14 protein-coding genes are annotated in these 16,529 nt (G+C 60.5%); 4 read left to right on the top strand and 10 right to left on the bottom strand.

Translation table 11 applies throughout. From position 1 onward, the window contains the following. Position 1: 1 nt before the first annotated feature. Both ACUTQY_RS00835 and gloA read right to left on the bottom strand, forming a co-directional pair. Positions 2 to 1,936 carry an exoribonuclease II gene (locus ACUTQY_RS00835; protein ID WP_046687145.1) on the bottom strand — a complete coding sequence of 645 codons (1,935 nt, stop codon included), beginning with the start codon at positions 1,934 to 1,936 and terminating at the stop codon, positions 2 to 4. A gap of 186 nt (positions 1,937 to 2,122) precedes the next feature. Continuing rightward, on the bottom strand, positions 2,123 to 2,650 hold the full coding sequence (gloA, locus tag ACUTQY_RS00830) for a lactoylglutathione lyase (protein WP_019452681.1): 528 nt from the start codon (positions 2,648 to 2,650) through the stop codon (positions 2,123 to 2,125). A gap of 99 nt (positions 2,651 to 2,749) precedes the next feature. Between gloA and ACUTQY_RS00825 the strand changes: the two genes are divergently transcribed. Then, the gene (locus ACUTQY_RS00825) at positions 2,750 to 3,604 is read left to right on the top strand and encodes a LysR family transcriptional regulator (protein ID WP_046687144.1); all 855 of its coding nucleotides are present in this window, start codon (positions 2,750 to 2,752) and stop codon (positions 3,602 to 3,604) included. 15 nt (positions 3,605 to 3,619) lie between these two features. Here the strand turns inward: ACUTQY_RS00825 and ACUTQY_RS00820 are convergent, their stop codons facing one another. Next, entirely contained in the window at positions 3,620 to 5,926 is a 2,307-nt protein-coding gene (locus ACUTQY_RS00820; protein WP_033643243.1) for an FdhF/YdeP family oxidoreductase, read from the bottom strand. Positions 5,927 to 6,208: 282 nt separating this feature from the next. Here ACUTQY_RS00820 and dacD point away from each other — a divergent pair, with 282 nt between their 5' ends. Beyond that, positions 6,209 to 7,378, top strand: coding sequence for a serine-type D-Ala-D-Ala carboxypeptidase DacD (gene dacD, locus ACUTQY_RS00815; RefSeq protein ID WP_046687143.1), 1,170 nt, complete (start codon positions 6,209 to 6,211; stop codon positions 7,376 to 7,378). Positions 7,379 to 7,442: 64 nt separating this feature from the next. Continuing rightward, on the top strand, positions 7,443 to 8,348 hold the full coding sequence (locus ACUTQY_RS00810; protein ID WP_033643241.1) for a LysR family transcriptional regulator: 906 nt from the start codon (positions 7,443 to 7,445) through the stop codon (positions 8,346 to 8,348). Positions 8,349 to 8,436: 88 nt separating this feature from the next. Here ACUTQY_RS00810 and ACUTQY_RS00805 read toward each other — a convergent pair whose 3' ends face one another. Both ACUTQY_RS00805 and ACUTQY_RS00800 read right to left on the bottom strand, forming a co-directional pair. Next, positions 8,437 to 8,985 carry an inclusion body family protein gene (locus ACUTQY_RS00805; RefSeq protein WP_033643240.1) on the bottom strand — a complete coding sequence of 183 codons (549 nt, stop codon included), beginning with the start codon at positions 8,983 to 8,985 and terminating at the stop codon, positions 8,437 to 8,439. Positions 8,986 to 9,436: 451 nt separating this feature from the next. Then, positions 9,437 to 10,621, bottom strand: coding sequence for a CMD domain-containing protein (locus ACUTQY_RS00800; RefSeq protein ID WP_047575019.1), 1,185 nt, complete (start codon positions 10,619 to 10,621; stop codon positions 9,437 to 9,439). Positions 10,622 to 10,637: 16 nt separating this feature from the next. On the opposite strand from ACUTQY_RS00800, the gene ACUTQY_RS00795 reads away from it, so the two are divergent. Further along, positions 10,638 to 10,895 carry a hypothetical protein gene (locus ACUTQY_RS00795; protein WP_004930590.1) on the top strand — a complete coding sequence of 86 codons (258 nt, stop codon included), beginning with the start codon at positions 10,638 to 10,640 and terminating at the stop codon, positions 10,893 to 10,895. 145 nt (positions 10,896 to 11,040) lie between these two features. Here ACUTQY_RS00795 and sapF read toward each other — a convergent pair whose 3' ends face one another. From sapF to sapA, 5 genes are read right to left on the bottom strand one after another with little or no spacing between them, the layout of a single operon-like run. Continuing rightward, the gene (gene sapF, locus ACUTQY_RS00790; protein ID WP_016927550.1) at positions 11,041 to 11,853 is read right to left on the bottom strand and encodes a putrescine export ABC transporter ATP-binding protein SapF; all 813 of its coding nucleotides are present in this window, start codon (positions 11,851 to 11,853) and stop codon (positions 11,041 to 11,043) included. Position 11,854: 1 nt separating this feature from the next. Further along, complete coding sequence (sapD, locus tag ACUTQY_RS00785) at positions 11,855 to 12,847, bottom strand: putrescine export ABC transporter ATP-binding protein SapD (RefSeq protein WP_016927551.1); 993 nt, start codon at positions 12,845 to 12,847, stop codon at positions 11,855 to 11,857. Beyond that, on the bottom strand, positions 12,847 to 13,737 hold the full coding sequence (gene sapC / locus ACUTQY_RS00780) for a putrescine export ABC transporter permease SapC (protein WP_004930580.1): 891 nt from the start codon (positions 13,735 to 13,737) through the stop codon (positions 12,847 to 12,849). Before sapC ends, sapD begins: the two co-directional genes overlap by 1 nt. After that, the gene (gene sapB / locus ACUTQY_RS00775; protein WP_004930575.1) at positions 13,724 to 14,689 is read right to left on the bottom strand and encodes a putrescine export ABC transporter permease SapB; all 966 of its coding nucleotides are present in this window, start codon (positions 14,687 to 14,689) and stop codon (positions 13,724 to 13,726) included. The genes sapC and sapB overlap by 14 nt, the downstream gene beginning before the upstream one ends. Beyond that, positions 14,686 to 16,335: an ABC transporter substrate-binding protein SapA gene (gene sapA, locus ACUTQY_RS00770; protein ID WP_033643238.1), complete on the bottom strand. Its 1,650-nt coding sequence runs from the start codon at positions 16,333 to 16,335 to the stop codon at positions 14,686 to 14,688. The genes sapB and sapA overlap by 4 nt, the downstream gene beginning before the upstream one ends. Positions 16,336 to 16,529: the final 194 nt, after the last annotated feature.

Genomic DNA, 16,529 nt, shown 5'->3' with positions numbered 1-16,529 from the left:
TTCAGGCCGCCGGCCGGGCGATCACGCTGCGGGTTTCCATGCGCACTTCGGCGATGGTGACCTGCAAGGTATCGCTTTGGCGATAAACTACTTCGCCTTTGATCTGCACGGTGCCGGTTTCCTGGCTGCACTGCATCTCGTCACGCACCGCGTGAATAAACGGCGCCGGGATGAAGGCAACCGCGCCGTTGTCCAGCAGGCGCACGCGCAGGCCGCCGCGTGTCACGTCGATGATCTCGGCGTTGAAGCGGGTATCGGTACCGGCCTTGTCCTGCAGGAAGCGGGCGTACAGCCAGTCGCCGACGTCGCGTTCCGCCATGCGGTTCAGGCGGCGGCGTTCCGCCAGCTGCACCGTCACGTCATCCTGCGGTTTTTCCGCCGGCTGCTGGTTGATGATCGCCTTCAGCAGGCGGTGGTTGACCATATCGCCGTATTTACGGATCGGCGATGTCCAGGTGGCGTAAGCCTCCAGCCCCAGACCGAAGTGTGGCCCCGGCGTAGTGCTGATCTCGGCGAAGGTCTGGAAGCGGCGGATGCGGCTGTCGAGGAACTGGGTCGGCTGCGCATCCAGGTGGCGGCGCAGTTCGCAGAAACCGTCGAGGGTCAGCAGCTTCTCGGCTTCGGCTTCGACGCCGTTGGCCTGCAGTACGGTGACCGCTTGCTCAACCAGCGCAGGATCGAAACCGGTGTGCACGTTGTACACGCCGAAGCCCAGGCGATCGCGCAGCACGATAGCGGCGCAGACGTTGGCGGCGATCATGCACTCTTCAACGATGCGGTTGGCGCTGCGGCGCTGCTCGGTAACGATCTCCAGTACGTCGCCTTTTTCACCCAGCACGAAGCGGTAGTCCGGGCGATCTTTGAATACCAGCGCATGCTGGTGGCGCCAGGCGTTGCGCGCGTCGCAAACGCGTTTCAGCAGGGTGATCTGTTGCGCGATGGCGTCGCTCGGCGGTTGCCAGCCGGTAATGCCGTCCAGCCAGTCGGAGACTTCGTCGTACACCAGTTTGGCTTTGGATTCGATCTCGGCGGCGAAGAACTGAATATCTTCGCCGAGCGCGCCGTCGGCGGCGATGGTCACGCGGCAAGCCAGTACCTGACGGCGCTCGTTAGGGCGCAGCGAGCACAGGTTGTCCGACAGATCGCGCGGCAGCATCGGGATGTTGAAGCCCGGCAGATAGTTGGTGAAGGCGCGCACGCGGGCGATATCGTCCAGCTTGCTGCCTTGTTCTACGTAGGCAGTAGGATCGGCGATGGCGATGGTCAACTGCAGCGAACCGTCACCGTTGTCGGTCACGTACAGCGCATCGTCCATGTCTTCGGTGCTGGCGCTGTCGATGGTGACGAATTCGAGCGCGGTCAGATCTTCACGCACCAGCGCAGCGTCCGGCTCGCTGAGGGCCTGCATCTCCGGCGCCTCTTTTTCCAGGTTGTGACGCGCCAGCGTCACCCACCACGGGGCGAAATGGTCTTCACCGTCGGTGATAAACTGGGTCAGGTCGGCGTTGAAGCCGCGATCGCCTTTCAGCGGATGGCGGCGCATTTCCGCCACCGCCCAGTCGCCGGCCTGGAAGTTGTGGGTCAGTTCACGCACCGGGCGGCACGGAATCGCGTCTTTCAGCAACGGATGATCGGGCACGATGGACAGACGATCGTCGCGCTTTTGCACGCGGCCGACAAAGCGCGACAGGAACGGCTCGACCAGGGTTTCCGGCTCGGCGATTTCGCGCTCTTTCTCGGTGTGCAGGGTGGCGATAATGCGATCCCCGTGCATGACTTTCTTCATGTACGGCGGCGGAATGAAGTAGCTTTTTTGACCGTCTACTTCAAGAAAGCCAAAGCCTTTCTCAGTCCCTTTCACTACGCCTTCAACGCGCGGGGTCTGAGAGTGAAGTTGCTGTTTTAGCTGCGCCAGCAGCGGGTTATCTTGAAACATATCGTCCAGTGAATGGGTTGTGAGTGGCAAGATTTGCGGCTGACAGTTTTACGCGAATCACCCGCTGCGAGCAAGCCTAACGTCACGGAACCCCGCGTTGCCGAGCGATTTTGCGCAAGATTGGTCAATCGAAGGGCGAACGATGAAAAACCCCGGCGCGCAGGCCGGGGTGAAGGAGGGGGGCAATCAGTCCTGCAGCGGCGTCGGCTGCAGGATTTCAATCCAGTAATCGTCCGGATCGCGAATGAACGCGACGTAGTTCATGCGGCCTTCATGCAGGCGTTTCTGAAAGGTGACGCCCAGGCGCTCAAAACGCTCGCAGGCGGCGCGCACGTCCGGCACCGTGACGCACAGGTGGCCAAAGCCGCGCGGCTCGCCGTTGCCGTTGTGGTAATGGAAATCCGCCTGATTTTCGGTGCCGTGGTTATGGGTCAGCTCGAGAATGCCCGGTTGGCTCAGCGCCCAGCGTTTGCGTTCGTCGTCATCCTGTGGGATCTGCTCGCGCGGGCTGCGCGTCAGGTAGCAGATGGTGAAGGCGGCCTCTTTGAATTCTTCCAGATAGACCGGGGTAAAACCCAGTACGCGAGTGTAGAAATCCAGCGCTTTGGTCAGGTCTTTCACGCGGATCATGGTGTGGTTGAACACGTAACCGTCGGTTACCGCGTCCGGTTGGGCCGCCACGCCGGGCAGCGTCAGTAAATCATTCAGTGGCATCAGTGATCCTCCTCAGGGTGTCGACAGACTGTAGGTGAAATCGATGCTAATCTAAAGTGATTGTTTTTAACTAAAACGCTAACTAAAAGTGAATGATAGATGAAGCTGAGCCAGCTGAAGTTTTTCTGCACCGTGGTGGAACACAAAACCATCGCCGCCGCCGCCCGTGAGCTGCACTGCGTGCCTTCCAACGTCACGCTGCGGCTGCGCGAGCTGGAAGAGACGTTGGGCGGCGAGCTGTTTTTCCGCGATAAAAACCGGCTGTACGTCAATCCCAAAGGCCGGCTGTTCTACCAACAGGCGCGCGACATCGTGGCGCAGGCGGAGCGCAGCAAGCAGCTGTTCGCCGGAGAACATCAGCATGGGCTGCTGAACCTCGGGGCGCTGGATTTCTCGCTGGTCAGCCATTTGCCGGCGCGCATCGCCCGGCTGCGCCGTTTACAACCCCATCTGCAGATCAACGTGCTCAGCCGCGATTCATTGGTGCTGGAGCGCATGCTGATCGACAGTGCCCTCGATCTGGCGATCACCGACGGCCCGATTGAACATCCGTTGCTGGCCAGCCAAAAGGCGTTTGACGAACAGCTGGTGATGCTGATGCCGGCCGATGCCGGGCAGCCCGATGCCGCCACGCTGGCGGCGCTGGAATTTTACACGTTCAGCCGCGAATGTTCGTTTCGCCTGAAGGTGGATCACTGGCTGGCCTCGCGCGGGCTGAAACCGCGCATGACGCTGGAAATGGAGTCTTATGCCGCGATGGCGGCCTGCGTGCAGGCAGGTTGCGGCGTCGCTTGCGTGCCGGGTTCTTTGCTGCCGCAGATTTTGCCCGCTCCGGGGCTGAAGGTGGTGGAAATGGGCGAGGAGGGCGTGAGCGATCTGTACTTCGTCTGGCGACGGCATCAGCTGTCCGACGAATTACAGACCATCCTGGCGATATTGAAGCGCCCGGCGTGAACCGGGCGCGCGTTTTCAGGCAATGCGCAGCGAGGGGTGCTGTTCGCTGCGGCGAATCGCCACCGGGATCGACTTCGACGTCGGGGTGCCGGTGCCGTCGCCGAAGCTGGCCAGCGGCACCAGCGGGTTGGTTTCCGGGTAGTAGGCCGCCAGGTTGCCACGCGGAATGTCGTAACTCACCAGCTTGAATCCGTCCACTTTACGCACCACGCCATCGTTCCACAGAGTCTCTATCTCAACCCGTTCGCCATCCTGCAGGCCCAGCGCCGCCAGATCTTCCGGATGGATGAACAACACTTCGCGCTGGCCGTAAACGCCGCGGTAGCGGTCATCCAGGCCATAGATGGTGGTGTTGTACTGATCGTGCGAGCGCAGCGTTTGCAGGGTAAACGGCGCTTGCACGTCGCCCAGTTGCGGGAACAGGGTCGCCGGCAGCGCGGCGGCGCTGAATTCCGCCTTGCCGCTCGGCGTGGCAAAGCGCAGTTCGGCGGCGGCATTGCCCAGGTAGAATCCGCCGGGCTGCTCGCAGCGACGGTTGAAATCCTCAAAGCCGGGAATGGTGGCGGCGATATGATCGCGGATCAGCGAGTAGTCGTCGGCCAACTCCAGCCAGTCCAACTGCTGCGTGCCCAGCACCGCGTCGGCGATGCCGCAGACGATCGCCGTTTCCGAACGTTGGGTATCCGCCAGCGGTTTGCCGATGCCTTCCGAAGCGTGAACCATGCTGAAAGAATCTTCGACCGTGATGTACTGCGAGCCGCTGGCCTGCATGTCCAATTCGGTGCGGCCCAGCGTCGGCAGGATCAACGCGTCTTTGCCGGTCACCAGGTGGCTGCGGTTAAGTTTGGTGCTGATGTGTACCGTCAAATCGCAGTTGCGCAGGGCGCGGGCGGTGCGCTCGGTGTCCGGCGCCGCGGCGGCCAGATTGCCGCCCAGCGCGATCAGCACTTTCACTTCGCCGCGCAACATCGCTTCGATCGCTTCCACCGTGTTGTGGCCCACCGCGCGATTGGCGGTAAAGTTAAAGTGGCGTTCCAGGCTGTCGAGCAGCGCCTTGGGCGACTTCTCGTCAATCCCCATGGTGCGGTTGCCCTGGACGTTGCTGTGGCCGCGCACCGGGCACAGACCGGCGCCCGGTTTGCCCAGTTGCCCGAACAGCAGCTGCAGGTTGGTGATTTCACGCACCGTCGCAATCGAGTGCTTATGCTGAGTCACGCCCATCGCCCAGGTGCAGATCACCCGCTCGGCGCCCTGGTAAGTGGCCGCCGCCTGGCGCAATTGCGCCTCGCTCAGGCCCGACTGCGCGGTAATGGTCTGCCACTCGGTCGCATCCACCTGCGCCAGGTATGCCTCTACGCCGACGCTGTGCCGTTCGATAAACGCCAGGTCGAACAGGGCGGGTTCACCGGCGGCCAGCCGCTGGCGGTGGGTTTCCAGCAGCGCTTTCACCATGCCGCGCACCGCCGCCATATCGCCGCCCAGATTCGGTTGGTAATAGGAGGAACTGATCGGCGAGGATTTTGGCGTCAGCATCTGCACCGGATCCTGCGGATCGGCGAATCTTTCCAGCCCGCGCTCGCGCAGGGTGTTGAAACTGACGATGCGCGCGCCGCGTCGGGCGGCGTTTTTCAGGCTGTGAAGCATGCGCGGGTGGTTGGTGCCGGGGTTTTGACCGAACACGAAGATGGCGTCGGCTTTTTCGAAGTCATCGATGCGGATGGTGCCTTTGCCGACGCCGATGCTTTGCTTCAGCCCGACGCCGCTCGCCTCGTGACACATGTTGGAGCAGTCGGGGAAATTGCTGGTGCCGAGCATGCGGCCGAACAGTTGATAAAGGTACGACGCTTCGTTGCTGGCGCGGCCCGAGGTATACAGCTCGATTTGATTCGGGTTGTCCATTGCGTTGATGTGCCTGGCGATCAGCGCCAGCGCGTCCGGCCAATGAATAGGCTCATAGTGGTCGGTTTCGGCGTTGTAGCGCATCGGATGCGTGAGGCGCCCCTGATATTCGAGGAAATAGTCGCTCTGCTGCTGTAGGGTGCTGACGCTGTGCGCGGCGAAGAACTCAGGCTCGACGGCGCTGCGCGTCGCTTCCCAACTGACCGCCTTGGCGCCGTTTTCACAGAAGCTGAAGGTGCTGTGGTTGTCGTCGCCCCAGGCGCAACCGGGGCAGTCGAAGCCGCGCGCCTTGTTGACGCGCATCAGGTTGCGCATGTTTTTTAGGGTTTGTTTACTGTCGAGGACAAAGCGGGTGGTGGCTTCAAGCGAACCCCAGCCGCCCGCTGGGCCGGTATAAGGCTTGATTGACGGTTTGAATTTCATGGTGACACTTCGCAGGTGGTTGTAGCTAAAAAGTAAACGCTTTTTTATGCGTCTTGCGTATTTATGTCACAAGTTTAGGGGCGCGGCAGGCAGGCGTCTAATCGAATGGGGCAATGGCGGCATAGAGCATATCTATCGCAGGCGGACGCTGACCTAAACAAATGGTTGCATAAAGACACCCGCTGCAAAAGAGTAATGGTTTCGCCTGAAAGTGAATTCATGCAGTCTATCTCGCGGATTATATTGGCATTTTATTTAGCCTGCGGGCCTGAGGAACACAGCGTGAAGCGTTCAGTATCAGTGGTGATCGGCGGTATCTTACTGCCTTTAGCGGCGCAGGCGGCGGAAACGGCGTCCCATTTTTCCACCATGACCCCACCGGCGATAGACGCCGCCTCTTACGTATTGATGGATTACACCACCGGCCAGGTGCTGGCGGCCGGCAATGCCGACGAGCGGCGCAATCCGGCCAGCCTGACCAAACTGATGACCGGTTTGGTGATCGACCATGCGCTCGATGAGCATAAGATTGGCCTCGACGATGTCGTCACCGTGGGGAAAGACGCCTGGGCGCAGGGCAACCCGGTGTTCAAAGGCTCCTCGCTGATGTTCCTGAAGCCTGGTGACAGGGTCACGGTACGCGATCTCAGCCGCGGCATCATCATCGATTCCGGCAACGACGCCTGCGTGGCGATGGCGGACTATGTGGCGGGCAGCCAGGCCAACTTCGTCAAGCTGATGAACGAGAAGAGCGCGCAGCTGGGATTGCAGAACACGCATTTTGAAACGGTGCACGGGCTGGATGCGCCGGGCCAGTTCACCACCGCCGGCGATCTGGCGGTGATTGCGCGCGCCATCATCATGAGCGAGCCGGCGGAATACCATATGTACAGCGAGAAATCGCTGACCTGGAACGGCATCACGCAGCAGAACCGCAACGGCCTGCTGTGGGACAAGACCCTGCACGTCGACGGACTGAAAACCGGACACACCGCCTCGGCCGGCTTCAACATCATCGCTTCCGCCACCGAAGGAGATCGCCGTCTGATCGCCGTGGTGATGGGCGGCAAAAGTTCAAAAGGCCGCGAGGAACAGGCGCGCAAGCTGCTGAGCTGGGGGCTGCGCGACTTTAGCACGGTACACCTGTTCAGCGCCGGCCAGAGCCTGGGGGAAGAGCCGATCTGGTATGGTGAAAGCCACCGCTTGCCGGTCGGCAGCGCGCAGGACCAGTCGCTCAGCCTGCCGAAAAACGAGGCGGACAAGCTGAAGGCGCAGTACGTGCTCAACGTTGCGCGGCTGGAAGCGCCGATCAACAAAGGACAAATCGTCGGCGAGATCCGCATCAGCGACAATGGTCAGGTGGTGAAAACCCTGCCACTGGTGGCGCTGCGGGCGGTGCCGCAGGGCGGGGTGTTCTCCCGCTTGGCGGATTACGTGAAGCTCAAACTCTGACTCACCGGGCGGGCGACGGCGCCCGGTGGTATACTGGTGCGAATGCCGATCATTGAGCCGCGCTATGGATATTAAACAACTGATTTATCTGTGTAATTTAGAACGGGAGCGCCACTTCGGCCGGGCGGCGGAAGCCAGCTTCGTCAGCCAGCCGACGCTGTCCATGCGATTGAAAAATCTGGAAAAAGAACTGGGCGTTTCGCTGATTAACCGCGGCAACCATTTCGGCGGCTTTACCGCCGAGGGCGAACGGGTGTTGGCGTGGGCGCGCGAGATCGTCTCGGTCTACCAAGGGCTGAAACTGGAGGTGGAGTCGCTCAAGCACGGCTTGCACGGCACGTTGCGCCTCGGCGTGGTGCCACAGTGCAGCATCTCGGTGGCGGAAATGCTCAAGGCGGTCAGCGAACGTTATCCCCATCTTGATTATCGGTTGGCGGTGCTGAGCGCCGATCAGCTGCTGGAGGCGCTGACGGCGCACACCGTAGATATCGGCATCGGCTTTTTCGAGCTGTCGACCCTGAAAGAACTGCATTTCCAATCGCAGCCGCTGGTGGAAACCGGCGTCGAGTTGGTGTTTCATCCGCAGCATTTCCCTAAGCTGGTGGGGGACGCGCCGTTGCCGCTGGAGGCGGTGGCCGCCTTGCCGCTGTGTCTGGCCGAGCCGACGCGTTATTTCCGCCGCTATCTCGATCAGCATTTCCGCGACGCTGGATTGACGCTGCACCCGCGGCTGGAAACTACCTCTATCTTCCAACTGCTGGAGGGGATTTTCGTCGGGTTGGGCTGCGGGTTGTTCCCGCGCGGCCAACTGCAATCGCCGCTGATGCCAGCATTGCAGCGGCGTCCGGTGGCCATCGCCGCCATGCCGCGTCATGCGGCGGTGGTGGTCGATATGTCGGAGCGCGCCACGCCGTTGGCGCAGAAGTTTTTCGATGCCGCCAGCGAGTGGTTGCGGCGGCAAAATGGATAGAAAAATTTAAGTTTATCCCGTGCCCGGCAATGATTATGGCCCCTAGGGGCCATAATCATTTCTCTTCTAATGGTTGCTGAAATACGTGTTAATTGCCGACGGTAATAGTCGGATCCCAATAGAAGTAACCTAATAGTTTTTGGTCTCCGCCGTTTGGTCGATAATAAAGGCCAAATTGAATGCAATAGTTTTCCGTGCCGGTATTGGTAATGTCAGCCTGTATGAACCAATAGGTTTGGTTGGTGAATGTGACGGGGAATACGGTATTTTGCGCAGGCATCATCGAGCTGCGCGTGTACATTTTGAATGTCGGGTTGGAGAAAACCTGGGTGCCGCTGCCAAACTGCGGCAGCCCATAGATCAGGACGCCGGCATCGAAATTTGCCGATTCGGAAGTGCCGGTCCAACGGATGACGTCGCCGACATTGGCTTTAAAATTCAGGTCCGCCGTGCCGGAGCCGCCGATCACCTGTTCGGAAGTGACGACCATATAGGCATATTGGTGGCCGATGCCCGTCGGGCTGCCGGCATCCTGACTGGGGTTTTTATTCTCGAATGCTTCTATCAGCGCATCGGTATCGATGACGACAATAACGTTAACGATATTGTTGCTGGATTTAAGTTCTTGTTCAGACATAAGTTAGCCTCACAATATTTTTTGCTGTGATAGAAAGTGAAAATAATGGGGTTGATGGCAGCCGTTTATTGAATGGATATTTAAAATGAGGAGTGACAACGGCGCTATCGGCTTAATCATAGAGACTAAATAACAAGGCAGCCACCGGTGAAAATGTAGAGAAATTAATGGGTGCCTCTATTAATTAGCAGGGTTAAAACCTTGTTTTGATGATTCTGAGATAAATGCAGTTACAGAATGAGAGGCGAGCACGAACTGCCTATTATCCTGTTTACAGTGATAATTTTCTCGAAGTGCGACGGGAGAATAAAATAGAGAAAAATGGAGTTTAACACTAATTTAATTAAATTATTTGGTTTTAAATTTGAAATTTAAATGATTATTGATATTTATCTCTAAAAAGGACGGGCGATGAGTTAGCGGCAAAATGGGCCGCCAACTCATTGATAGATTACAGGGCAGTCTGTGCCGGTTCCGCATCGCCCAGCGTTTGGCGCAGGCGGTTTTCCCAGGCGTAGAGCGCGACGGTGAGGATCACCTCCAGCGCCTGTGCCTGATCCAGGCCGCTGTTGAACAGCGGCTGCACGCTCTGCGGGGTGAACTTCTCAGGTGCGCGAGTCAGCTCGGCGGCGGTGCGCATCACTGCGAGTTTTACCGAATCTTCGGTATACGCCAGCCCCTGAGGCAGCCCGGCGAACAGCGCCTGAACCAATCCCTCATCCTGCAATTCTTGCGCGACGGTGGCCGCGCAGTAACGGCTGCCGTTGATGCGCGAGACCGCCAGCGTCGCCAGCGCCTTGAGGCGACTCGATAACCCATATCCTTCGGCATTGATGCCGTTGAACACCCCGTTGCGCTCGCGCAGGGTGGCGGCGTCGTGGGCTAACAGCAAATAATAAGATTCGGCGCGCGCCTGCGGGTGACTTTGATCCAACACATCAAGCTGTTCGGCGGCGGCGGTTTCCGCGTCGATCGGTGGCAGGCGGGCAGACCAATTCAGTTCGTCGGCGCTGAAAGCGATGCCATCGGCGTCTTCGACGTTAGGAAAGCCGGGCACTACCACCGCCGGGCGGCCGGCCAACGCCGCGACGCCGGCGACCACGCGCGCTTGATAGCTGACAAAACCGATCACCTGCGAAAAGGTGACAATATCCGCCGGGCTCAGCCCGACGTCGGCGAGTTGTTGCAGCGCCTTGCGGCAAATCAGCGTGGGCTGGCTGGCAAGCTGGCGGGCATATTGGGTGATCTGAGCAAGGCGGATATTGCTTTCCCGGGAGGCGTCCGGGCTGTGCAGCGGGGCGAGGCGGGCGGCGTAGTGGCTACAAAGCGATTGCACGCCCGTCACCTGAGCGACGGTCAACGCGGTGCTGAGGCGATCGTAGGGTGACAATGTCACGTATCGTGACAGCGGCACCTGGTCGGGAAACAGCGCGTGGTAACCGGCCAACGAGGCGCTGAACACCCCGGCGCGAGCGCTGAGCGCATTGTTTAAGGCTTCATCGGCGAAGGCGCCCAGCCCCAGCAGAAAGCGATCGCGAAGGGTGGCCGCCTGGGGTTCCAGCGGCGCATCGCCCCGCACGCTGCTTTGGGTTTCGTGATACCACTGGGCATTATGTTGTCGACGGAGTCGTTCCATAGGTCAATCCTTAATCATGATCAACAGCCGCCGCTGCGCGCGGCAGCGTCGGCTGGACAAAGAGGCAACATGCCCGCAGGCGGGGCGAAAGGCGGTTTTAGCGCAGCTCATCACAGCAGAGGGCGTGGCCGTAAACAGAAAAACCGGCTGCCAGCGTGAGCAGAAACTGCGTAAGGCGGCGATGGCGAATGCTGTTCATCAGTGCGATATCCTGTCGTATGAGAAGTGCAACGTAGGGGATATCCTCACCGATCGCCCTGGCGAGATAAAATAATGTTACGGACTAATCAATAACTGAAAGGAATAAAATATAAGGATATATAACAAGAATGTAATTTGCATGTGCACTTTCTTGCTAAGCGGCAGGCGCGCAAGGCGATAAAAAACCCGCCGCAGCGGGTTTGAGGTGAAGGCGTGACTCAGAAGCGGCCGCCGTCGCGCCGCCAGGCATCGGCGGTCAACGCTTCGCCGAAGTGGCTGGCGATAAGACGCTTGGTCAATTCGTGCAGCGGCGCCGCCAACACCTCCGCGGTGCTGCCGCGCTCGACGATTTCCCCTTCGTGCATCACCAGCACCTGGTCGCTGATATGTTTCATCATGCCGAGGTGCTGGGTGACATAAATATAGGAAATGCCGTGTTTTTCCTGCAGTTCCAGCATCAGGTTGATGATTTGCGAGCGCATCGACATGTCCAGCGACGCCAGCGCCTCATCGGCGACGATCACCTTCGGTTGCAGGATCAGTGCGCGGGCCAGCGCGACGCGCTGTTTTTGCCCGGAAGCCAGCATGTGCGGATAGTAGTAGGCGTGATCCGGCAGCATGCCGACCTGGCGCAGCGTTTGGTTGATGCGCTGCTCGCGCTCGGCGGGCTCAAGATCGGTGTTCAGCCGCAGCGGCGCATCCAGCAGCTGGCCGATGCGCTGGCGCGGGTTGAGCGAGGTGCTCGGATCCTGAAAAATCATGCGAATACGCTGGCTGCGGTAACGATAATCGCCGAACGCCAGCGGATGATCGTCGATCAGCAGCTCGCCGGCGGTGGGTTCCACCATGCCGGAGAGCATCTTCGCCAGCGTGGATTTGCCGGAGCCGTTCTCGCCGATCACCGCCAGCGTCTGGCCTTCGCGCAGGGTAAAGCTGACTGATTTCACCGCCTCGACGTGCTGGCGGCGGAACAGCCCGGTGCGGTAGCGGTAGGTTTTGCTCAGGTTGCGCACTTCCAACAGCGTTTCCATGTTATTGCTCCTCCATGTTCAGCGGGAAGTGGCAGGCGAAGAAGTGGTTTTTGACCGGGCGCAGGCGCGGCGTTTCGATGCACTTCTTCTGCGCGTAAGGACAGCGCGGCCCCAGGCGACAGCCGATCGGCAGGTGTTCCAGCGAAGGAATGGCGCCCGGCAGCGTATTCAACCGGCTTTTGTGCGGCAGCGAGCGGCCGAAGTCCGGCATGGCGCGGATCAGCGCCTGGGTGTAAGGGTGGTGCGGCGCCGCCAGCAACTCTTCGCACTGGGCGCTCTCCACCGTTTGCCCGCAGTACAGCACGTTCACCCGATCGGCCCACTTGCTCATCATCTGTAGGTCGTGGCTGATCAGCAGAATGGTGGTGTTGTTGTTCTGGTTGAGGCGCGCCAACAGACGGAAAATCTGCGCCTGCGTGGTCGGTTCCATGGCGTTGGTCGGCTCATCGGCGATCAGCAGGCGCGGTTGGTTGGCCAGCGCGATGGCGATCATCACTTTCTGGCACTCGCCTTCCGTCAGCTCGTACGGGAAGCTGCCCATGATGTCGTCATGATCCTTGATGCCGACGCGGTGCAGCAATTCGATGGCGCGGCGTTTGCGCCAGTTGAAGCGCTGCCACCAGTGGCCCTTATAGGTCCAGCCTGGGATGGCCTGCGCAAGCTGGCGGCCGATGCTCTCGGAAGGATCGAGACAGGACTGCGGCTCCTGGAAGATCATTGAGACGTTGTGGCCCACCAGCTTGCGCCGCTCGCGCGGGCTCAGCTGCAGCAGATCGATGTCGTCGAAACGAAAGCGATCGGCGGTAACGCGCCAGTTGTCTTTGGTTACGCCGCAGATGGCCTTGGCGATCAGGCTCTTGCCGGAGCCCGATTCGCCCACCAGCCCGCGCACTTCGCCCTCGGTCAGCGTCATGCTGACGCGATCGACCGCCTTGACCGGCCCTTCGGCGGTCATAAATTCAATCGTCAAATTGCGGATATCGAGTAACGGCATTATTCCACCCCGGCATTGATTGCGCGGCGCATACCGTCGCCTAACAGGTTAACCAGCAGCACGCTGACGAGAATGGCCGCGCCGGGCAGCATCACCGTCCAGGGCGCGACGTACACCAGCTCGAGCGAATCGCCGAGCATCGCTCCCCATTCCGGCGAAGGCAATTGCGCGCCGAGATCGAGGAAGCCGAGCGCGGCGATGTCCAAAATGGCCATCGACAGCGCGCGGGTGAACTCGGTCACCAGCACCGCCGCGATGTTCGGCATGACCGCGTACCACAGGATCTGCAGCGTGGAAGCGCCGTCAAGCCGGGCCGCCACCACGTACTCTTTCTCCAGTTCGTCGTGCACCGCGCTGTAGATGGTGCGCACCATGCGCGGCAACAAGGCGAGCCACACCGCCAGCATGGCGTGTTCAAGTTTGGGGCCGATAAACGCCACCACCACGATCGCCAGCAGCAGCGACGGAATCGACAGCAGGGTATCGAGGATGTGGTTGAGCACCGCCGAGCGTAGCCCGTGGGTGACGCCAGCGAACACGCCGAGGATCACGCCGCAGAACGCCGCGGCCAGCGTCACCGCCAGCGCGGAACCGAAGGTGGCGGCGGTGCCGGTCAACAGGCGGCTGAGGATGTCGCGCCCGAGATCGTCGGTGCCGAGGAAGAACGACACGTTGCCGTAGCGCGACCAGGACGGCGGCAGCAGTTGATAGCCGAGGAACTGCTGATCCAGCGCGTAGGGCGCCAGCAGGCTACCGAACAGCGACAACAGCAACAGGGCGATCACGCCGTAAAAACCGATCATCGCCAGCGCGTCGCCGTAGAAAATCCGCCAGGTGTAGCGCAGCGGGCTCGGCATCTTTTTCTCGCGGTATACGTTATCGAAGGGCATACCATTCCTTATGTTTCAGCGGGTTGGTTGCCGCACCCAGAATGTCGGCCAGAACGTTAATGGTGATCACCAGCGTGCCGACCACCATCACGCCGGCGGAGATCGCCGCATAGTCCTGTTGGCGAATGGCGTTGATCAGCCACCGGCCGAGGCCCGGCCAGCTGAAGACCACTTCGGTGATCATCGCCAGCGTGAGCATGGTGGAGAACTGCAGCCCCAGTTTGGGCACGATCGGCGGCAGCGCGTTGTGCAACACGTGGCGACGAATGATGGTGAAGCGCGACAGGCCGCGGGTGGCGGCGGCCTTGATGTAGTTTTGGCTCAGCACGTCGTCGGTGCTGATGCGCATCAGCCGCACCACTTCGGTGGTGGGTGCCACCGCCAGCGCGGCGATCGGCAGGATCATGTGGCGCAGGGCGCTGCCGATCATCTCGGCGCGATACGGCGAGTCCGACAGCCAGGCGTCGATCAGCGCGAAACCGGTGATGGGCTTCACCTGATACAGCAGATCGAAGCGGCCGGAAACCGGCAGCCAGCCGAGATGCAGCGAGAAGAACAGCATCAGCAGCAGCGCCAGCCAGAACACCGGCATCGAAAAGCCCAGCAGCGCGAAGGTGCTGATGGCGGTGTCCTGCCACTTGCCGCGCAGCACGCCGGCGATGATGCCCAGCGGAATGCCGATAAACAGCGCCAGGGCGAAGGCCAGCAGGCACAGTTCCATGGTGGCCGGGAACACTTCGCGCAGCTGTTCGCTGATCGCCTGGCCGTTGATGCTGGAGACGCCGAAGTCCCAGTGCAGCAGGCTGACGAAGTAGAATTGATAGGCGTCCAGCAGGGCGGCGCCGTTCAGCGGCGCGCGCGGCGTGAAATAGCTCAGACTGAAGCTGACCAGCGTCAGGAAGAACAGCGTGATCAGCAGCAGCAGAATGCGGCGCAGGGTAAAGATAATCACTTTTTCACCTCCGGCGCGGATTCACGGTACACCCCGGCGAACGAGGCGTTGCCGAACGGGCTCAGCACCAATCCCTTGATGTCGTAACGATAGGCCTGCAGGCGCAGGGAAGACGCCAGCGGCAGCACCGGCAATTGCTGCTCGAGGATTTTCTGCGCCTTGCGGTAGTTGTCGATGCGCTGAGACAGCTGCTGCGACAGCAGCGCGTTCTGCAGCACTTCGTCGAAGCTCGGGTCACACCAGTGAGCATAGTTGGTTTGCGAACGGATTGCCGCGCAGCTCAGCAGCGGCCGGAAGAAGCTGTCCGGATCGTTGCTGTCGGTGGCCCAGCCGGTCAGGGTCAGATCGTGGTTCATTTCCATCAGGCGCGCTTCCTGGAAGCGGCCCTCCACCGGCACGATGGTGACGTTGATGCCCACCTGGCCGAGGTCGGCCTGGATCAGCTCGGCGGTTTTCAGCGGGCTCGGGTTGTAAGACTGCGAGGCGGTAGGCACCCACAGCTTCAGGTTTAGCTGGCCGACGCCGGCCTGCCGCAGCATCTCGCGAGATTTGGCCGGATCGTACTCGGTGACGTGCGCGTCGTTGTCATAGGCCCAGGAGGCGCGCGGCAAGATCGAGGCGGCGGTTTCCGCCGTGCCGTAATAGATAGACTGCATCAACCGCTGGTTGTTGATCGCCAGCGAGATCGCCTGGCGCACATTGAGGTTGTCGAGCGGCGGTTTGCGGGTGTTGAACGCCAGATAGGCGATGTTCATCCCCGGACGCAGCGTCAGGCGCAGGCGCGGATCGTCGCGCAGGATAGACAGCTGGCTGGCCGCCGGATAAGCCAGCACGTCGCATTCGCCGGTCAGCAGTTTGGAGAGGCGGCCGGTACCGCCGGCGCCCAGATCGATCACCACCTGCGGCATGCGCGGCAGCCCTTTCCAGTAGGCGGCGTTGCGCGCCAGGCGAATATATTGCCCCGAGCGGTATTCGTTGAGCAGGAACGGGCCGCTGCCGACCGGCTCGCGGTCGATCAGCTCCTGATGGCCCTCACGCGTCAGCAGATCGGCGTACTCGGCGGACAGCACCGGCGCGTAGTGGGTCGCCAGATGCCACAGGAACGAGGCGTCCGGCGACTGCAGGCGAATCTCCACCGTATAGTCGTCGAGCTTTCTCACGCTCTGCACCGAATCGCCGAACTGCAGGCTGTCGAAATAGGGGTATTCGCCGCCGTTCACGTCGTGATACGGGTGTTTCTGATCGAATACGCGGGCGAAGCTGAATACCACGTCGTCGGCGTTCATCTTGCGGGTGGGCGTGAACCAGGCGGTGGTCTGAAACGGCACGTCCTTGCGCAGATGGAAGCGGTAGGTGGCGCCGTTGTCCAGCACCTCCCAGCTCTGCGCCAGCTCGGGGATCAGGCGATAGGTGTAGGGGTCGACGTCCAGCAGGCGATCGTACAGCTGGGCGGCCAGGGTATCCACCGTCAGGCCACTGCTGGCCATTTGCGGGTTGAAGGTATTCAGTATGCCGCTGACGCAATAAACAAAGCCGCTCTGGCGAATGTCCGGCAGCGGCGCCGCGCTGGGCGCGGGCGGTGTTGTCGCGGCCAGGGCAGAGCCCGTCAGGCACAACGACAGTATCCAAAAGGGTAAACCACGCATAGAGGCTCATGGGTTAATCAGCAATAGCGTTAGTGTATCGCACTCTGACCAGCAGCCCAATCCATTGAGCAAAATCGCTGAGTTTTCTGCGACTTGATTGATCAGCCCGTTCAGCGGCAAGAAAAAAGTTTTCCATGTTATGTTATAATATAACAAAATCATGTTACCGTTCCCCGGCAAAGTCACAATAACGC

Source organism: Serratia sp. TSA_130.1, assembly GCF_052691795.1.
This window is presented reverse-complemented; position numbering and strand designations above follow the sequence as displayed.